Annotated in this window: 6 protein-coding genes and 2 pseudogenes; 3 read left to right on the top strand and 5 right to left on the bottom strand. The window is 62.3% G+C overall.

Going from position 1 to position 5,285, the window contains the following annotated elements; translation table 11 throughout:
- Positions 1-247: pseudogene (locus V474_RS24725) on the bottom strand (IS6 family transposase); the annotation flags it as partial.
- Between the two features lie 596 nt (positions 248-843).
- Between V474_RS24725 and V474_RS24720 the strand changes: the two are divergent.
- On the top strand, positions 844-1,461 hold the full coding sequence (locus tag V474_RS24720; protein ID WP_013054035.1) for an alpha/beta hydrolase: 618 nt from the start codon (positions 844-846) through the stop codon (positions 1,459-1,461).
- Positions 1,462-1,572: 111 nt separating this feature from the next.
- Here V474_RS24720 and V474_RS24715 read toward each other — a convergent pair whose 3' ends face one another.
- The gene (locus V474_RS24715; protein WP_015460612.1) at positions 1,573-2,115 is read right to left on the bottom strand and encodes a dehydroquinate synthase/iron-containing alcohol dehydrogenase family protein; all 543 of its coding nucleotides are present in this window, start codon (positions 2,113-2,115) and stop codon (positions 1,573-1,575) included.
- Positions 2,116-2,163: 48 nt separating this feature from the next.
- Between V474_RS24715 and V474_RS24710 the strand changes: the two genes are divergently transcribed.
- Positions 2,164-2,928 (top strand): IS6-like element IS6100 family transposase, encoded by a 765-nt coding sequence (locus V474_RS24710; RefSeq protein WP_001389365.1) that lies wholly within the window; start codon positions 2,164-2,166, stop codon positions 2,926-2,928.
- Positions 2,929-3,025: 97 nt separating this feature from the next.
- Here V474_RS24710 and V474_RS24705 read toward each other — a convergent pair whose 3' ends face one another.
- From V474_RS24705 to V474_RS24695, 3 genes are read right to left on the bottom strand one after another with little or no spacing between them, the layout of a single operon-like run.
- A complete protein-coding gene (locus V474_RS24705) occupies positions 3,026-3,388 on the bottom strand; it encodes a hypothetical protein (protein ID WP_007682395.1) in 363 nt (120 codons plus the stop codon).
- Complete coding sequence (locus V474_RS24700) at positions 3,388-4,074, bottom strand: EthD domain-containing protein (protein ID WP_007682394.1); 687 nt, start codon at positions 4,072-4,074, stop codon at positions 3,388-3,390. The genes V474_RS24705 and V474_RS24700 overlap by 1 nt, the downstream gene beginning before the upstream one ends.
- Before the next feature lie 21 nt (positions 4,075-4,095).
- Positions 4,096-4,857 (bottom strand): SDR family NAD(P)-dependent oxidoreductase, encoded by a 762-nt coding sequence (locus V474_RS24695; RefSeq protein ID WP_059153753.1) that lies wholly within the window; start codon positions 4,855-4,857, stop codon positions 4,096-4,098.
- A gap of 181 nt (positions 4,858-5,038) precedes the next feature.
- Between V474_RS24695 and V474_RS25975 the strand changes: the two are divergent.
- Positions 5,039-5,285 (top strand): annotated as a pseudogene (locus V474_RS25975) (IS6 family transposase); the annotation flags it as partial.

The raw sequence follows: 5,285 nt of genomic DNA, 5'->3' as shown, positions 1-5,285 counted from the left end.
CCTTGACGTAGGTTTCATCCAGGCGCCAGCTCGGATCAAAGCCACGCCGCCAGAACCAGCGCAGCCGCTTCTCCATCTCCGGGGCGTAGCACTGGACCCAGCGATAGATCGTCGTATGGTCGACCGAAATGCCGCGTTCCGCCAGCATTTCCTCAAGGTCGCGATAGCTGATCGGATAGCGACAATACCAGCGCACCGCCCACAGGATCACATCACCCTGGAAATGGCGCCACTTGAAATCCGTCATCGTTCCGTCCGTCCAATCTCCGCCAAGCATGCTCAAGCTTCACGATTTTTGCAACAGAGCCGTTCATCGGGCCATTCCCGCCGTTCCGGAAAACAGGCGGCGGGGTTTCCCCCTGGACCATGTTGCGCATGGGCCGGACACGCAGCGAGCGGGCCAGCGGACGTCGAGGCCGGGAGCGGATTGCGACGGACGCGCCGCGCATTGCCCGGAGATCGAAGCATAGGAATATCCTCTCCATGCGCTGTTATGGATCAGCGCCTGTCTTATCCGGCACGTCGGTGATTATTATGCTTATCGGGCCGTCCGGAAAGGATCGCAGCTTTCGCCTGCGGAGGAAATTGCTGCAAATGAATTAGGAATATTCGCGATACGGATTTGATCGAAACGGGGCCAACTGCCCACAAATCGGTCATGGGGATTGAGCGACCGCGCTTTGAAAGCAGCCATCGCATGCTATGGTCGCCTTGAGCATTTCCCGGCAGGCGGAATATCCGCCGACCGGAAAGCCCGCTAAAACAGGAAGCCGGAGCAGCCGGGCCGACGCCGTCGGACCGGACGCCGCTTCGGCTTCGCATCGCCAGGAATTGGAAGCGAACATGTCTCGAGACAATGCCATCGTCATGCGATACGACAATCCCGACATTCCGTCCGGCCGCGACATCGTATATCTTCACGGCCGCGGCAGCACCGAAAGGGAAGCGGGGTTCGCGCTGCCCCTTTTCGGCCGCGCGAATGTTCGCTCCTATCGCGGGCCGCTTCCCCAGGGGCCGGGGTTCGCCTGGTTCGAAAATGCCGGGATCGGCGTCGCCCTGCCCTCCAGCCTGTCGGGCGAAACGTCGAAGGTCGGCGACTGGATCGCCGCAGATACCGGCCGCCAACGGCCCTGGCTATGCGGTTTCAGCAACGGCGCCGCGATGGCCGCCAGTCTTCTGCTCAGCAATCCGGGGGCCTATAGCGGCCTCATCATGATCGGCGGCTGCTTCGCGGTGGAGGACGGCGACCTGCCGGACAACGGCCTGCTCGACAAGCCGGTCCTCTTCTGCCGGGGCCAATTCGACGATGTGATCCCGCGCCACAAGTTCGAGCAGGCGGAAGCCTATCTCTCCGGCCCCAGCGGCGCGCGGGCGACTTTCATCCCTTATGAAGGCGGGCATGAACTGCCGTTGCCGATCAAGGCGGCGGTGCAGGGCTGGCTCGGCGCGGAAAGCCGCTGAATTTCGTCCCGTCCTTGGCCATGGCCGAACGGGAGCGCCGGATGATCGAGAACCGGCCGCATCCGGAAATGATCGGATGCGGCCGGCACTGTTCCAGGATCAGGCCTTTGCTTATGCGGTGATCGGCGGAAGCCCCTCCACCGCGCGGCTCAGAAGCTGCACGATGCCCTCCTCCGTGATCGGACGGGGGTTGGGATAGGGGTTGGCGACCGCCAGCGCGGCGGCCTTCGCGATGCCGTCCTTGGGCATGCCGAGCTTCGCCAGCGACATTTCCGCGCCCAGGCCCACCGCCAGTTCGTACAGCTTGGTCGCGGGGTCGCCGCCGCCTAGTGCGCGGCTAGCCCGTTCCATCGCCTCCGGCACCGACGGCGCATTATAGGCGATCGCATGGGGCAGCACGGCGGTGTGGGTCTGCGCATGCGGCATGTCGAAGGTGCCGCCCAGCGTGTGGCAGAGCTTGTGGTGCAGCGCGACGCTCGCCGCGCCCAGGACGCTGCCGGCGAGCCAGCAGCCATAGAGCGCGTCGCCCCGCGCCTTCGCATCGGTGGGATCGGCCTTGATCAGCGGCAGGCTCCTGGCGAGCGCCCTGATGCTTTCCTCCGCCATCAGGGAGACGATGGGATTGCCGTCGAAGGCGTAAAGGCTCTGTTGCAAAAATCGTGAAGCTTGAGCATGCTTGGCGGAGATTGGACGGACGGAACGATGACGGATTTCAAGTGGCGCCATTTCCAGGGTGATGTGATCCTGTGGGCGGTGCGCTGGTATTGTCGCTATCCGATCAGCTATCGCGACCTTGAGGAAATGCTGGCGGAACGCGGCATTTCGGTCGACCATACGACGATCTATCGCTGGGTCCAGTGCTACGCCCCGGAGATGGAGAAGCGGCTGCGCTGGTTCTGGCGGCGTGGCTTTGATCCGAGCTGGCGCCTGGATGAAACCTACGTCAAGGTGCGGGGCAAGTGGACCTACCTGTACCGGGCAGTCGACAAGCGGGGCGACACGATCGATTTCTACCTGTCGCCGACCCGCAGCGCCAAGGCAGCGAAGCGGTTCCTGGGCAAGGCCCTGCGAGGCCTGAAGCACTGGGAAAAGCCTGCCACGCTCAATACCGACAAAGCGCCGAGCTATGGTGCAGCGATCACCGAATTGAAGCGCGAAGGAAAGCTGGACCGGGAGACGGCCCACCGGCAGGTGAAGTATCTCAATAACGTGATCGAGGCCGATCACGGAAAGCTCAAGATACTGATCAAGCCGGTGCGCGGTTTCAAATCGATCCCCACGGCCTATGCCACGATCAAGGGATTCGAAGTCATGCGAGCCCTGCGCAAAGGACAGGCTCGCCCCTGGTGCCTGCAGCCCGGCATCAGGGGCGAGGTGCGCCTTGTGGAGAGAGCTTTTGGCATTGGGCCCTCGGCGCTGACGGAGGCCATGGGCATGCTCAACCACCATTTCGCAGCAGCCGCCTGATCGGCGCAGAGCGACAGCCTACCTCTGACTGCCGCCAATCTTTGCAACAGAGCCGATGCTGGCAAGCTCGGTCATCTCGTTCATGCGACGAACTCCTTTACAGCGTTGGCTCTGCCGTCCGCAGGATGCGGACCTGGTGCGGATAGGGCGAATTGTGCGCGCGCGGCTGCTTGTGCAATTCTACGGACATCGCCGCGTGAGCCAGCGCCAGCTGTAGCCTGAACAGGCGCAGCGTCGGCGCCGGCATCGCGTCGAGCGGAAAGGTCTCGACATGGTCGAGGATGGCTTCCGAACGGGAGAGCAGCACATCGTAGAAGCGGGTTATCTCCGCCATAGTCGCGCGCGCCCGGATATCCCATCGTTCCTGCGCCGTCTCGCCGATCCAGTGCGGCACGAATTCGAGAAGATCCTCGAAGCCGGGGGGCAGCACGGGCTCCTCGTCGAGCGCGGGGGCCGGCATCAGATCACCCGCTCGGCCGATGCCAGCATCGTGTAATGCTGGCCGGCCTGTGCCAGGAGCGCATCGAACGCCGCGCGATCACCCGCCACGCCGCGTTCGAAATCGGATAGCGTCGGCCACCACAGTTCGCGCGCGCCGATGAACGGCGAGGTGCCCTTGTGCACCGCGTCTATCGCGAACGAGCGGACATGCCGAAACGCGCCGATGCGATCGCCCAGCGCCTTGTCCTGATCGCCTGCCCAGGCCGGATTGCCATCCGCCTTGACCAGTTGCAGGATCTTGACGCTTACCGACCATTCGGTGGGCGACCACTGCACGGCCGCATCATCGGGATCGTCCACCGCCGGTCGCGAGCGGATAATGTCCTCCTCGAAGAAGGTGAACTTCAGTCCGTCCATGTCGACGAACAGCGGTTCGTCGGGGATGTTGTATTTGCGATGCGCGGGATCTTTGCCCATGTTGAGCGCATCGTCGAGACTGTCATACCACAGCTCGGTAATGCCGTCGTAGGCCAGCTGTGTATCAGGCAGCAGCGGAGAGACGATCCGGTGCGATTGCACATAGCCGCGCAGGCACGCGATCTTCTTGCTGAGTGTGCCGTGCGGATGGCGCCAGTGATCGTGGAACTGCTGTTCCGAAATGTCCTTCCGGCGCGGGATCGTCGCGAGTATCTTGATGCTGTGCATGGAGGCTGCTCCGTAAAATGATCAGATTGCGGTGTAGCCGCCATCGGCAGCAATGGCGGCGCCGGTGACGAACGAAGAGGCATCCGACAGCAACCAGGCTGCCGTTTCGCCGATCTCCGCCGGTTCGCCATATCGACCGATCGGGTGGGCGGTTTTCAGGAATTCCGCGTGCGAAGGATCGTTCTCGATCACCGACATCAGCATCGGAGTGCGGATAGCGCCCGGTAGAACTGCGTTCACGCGGATTCCCTGTTGCCCGTAATCGACGGCAGCGATCCGCGTCAGCCCGATAACGGCATGTTTGGCTGCGACGTACTCGCCTTGTGCGGGGATCGCGACGGTGCCGCCAACCGACGCCGTGTTCACGATCGAACCGCCGCTCCCCGCTTTCAGCATCGCTGCGATCTGATGTTTCATGCAATGAAAAACGCCGAGCACGTTGATATCCAGGGATCGTTGGAAATCGGCGCTCGTCAGTTGATGAAGCGGCACGCTGACCGGCGGCAGCCCCGCATTGTTGAATGCGCCATCAAGGCGACCGAATTCGGTGATGGCGAGTTCCACGGTCGACCACGCGTTGTCCTCGATACTGACGTCGCAATGGCTGTAGACGGCGTTGCCACCTTCCGCGCGTATCAGTCTGACCGTTTCCTCGGCTGCGGCTTCGACGATATCGGCGACAACCACATTCGCGCCCCGACGGGCAAGAATAAGGGCGGCAGCGCGGCCGATACTGCCGCCTGCGCCCGTCACGATTATCGTCTTGCCGCTCAAATCAGACATCTATCCCTCCAACAGTTTCTTATCGGCGTTCCGGTTTCATTACTGGAACTTGAAGCGCACGGTCAAGCCATATTCGGCGGGTCGACCAGCGTAGCGAACAACGGTATCGTAAGTCTGGATGGCTCTGTTGCAAAAATCGTGAAGCTTGAGCATGCTTGGCGGAGATTGGACGGACGGAACGATGACGGATTTCAAGTGGCGCCATTTCCAGGGTGATGTGATCCTGTGGGCGGTGCGCTGGTATTGTCGCTATCCGATCAGCTATCGCGACCTTGAGGAAATGCTGGCGGAACGCGGCATTTCGGTCGACCATACGACGATCTATCGCTGGGTCCAGTGCTACGCCCCGGAGATGGAGAAGCGGCTGCGCTGGTTCTGGCGGCGTGGCTTTGATCCGAGCTGGCGCCTGGATGAAACCTACGTCAAGG

Origin of the sequence: Novosphingobium barchaimii LL02 (assembly GCF_001046635.1) — a bacterium.
GTDB classification, from domain to species: Bacteria; Pseudomonadota; Alphaproteobacteria; order Sphingomonadales; family Sphingomonadaceae; genus Novosphingobium; species Novosphingobium barchaimii.
Note: the sequence above shows the minus strand (reverse complement) of the source record. Positions and strands in the feature narration are given on the sequence as shown.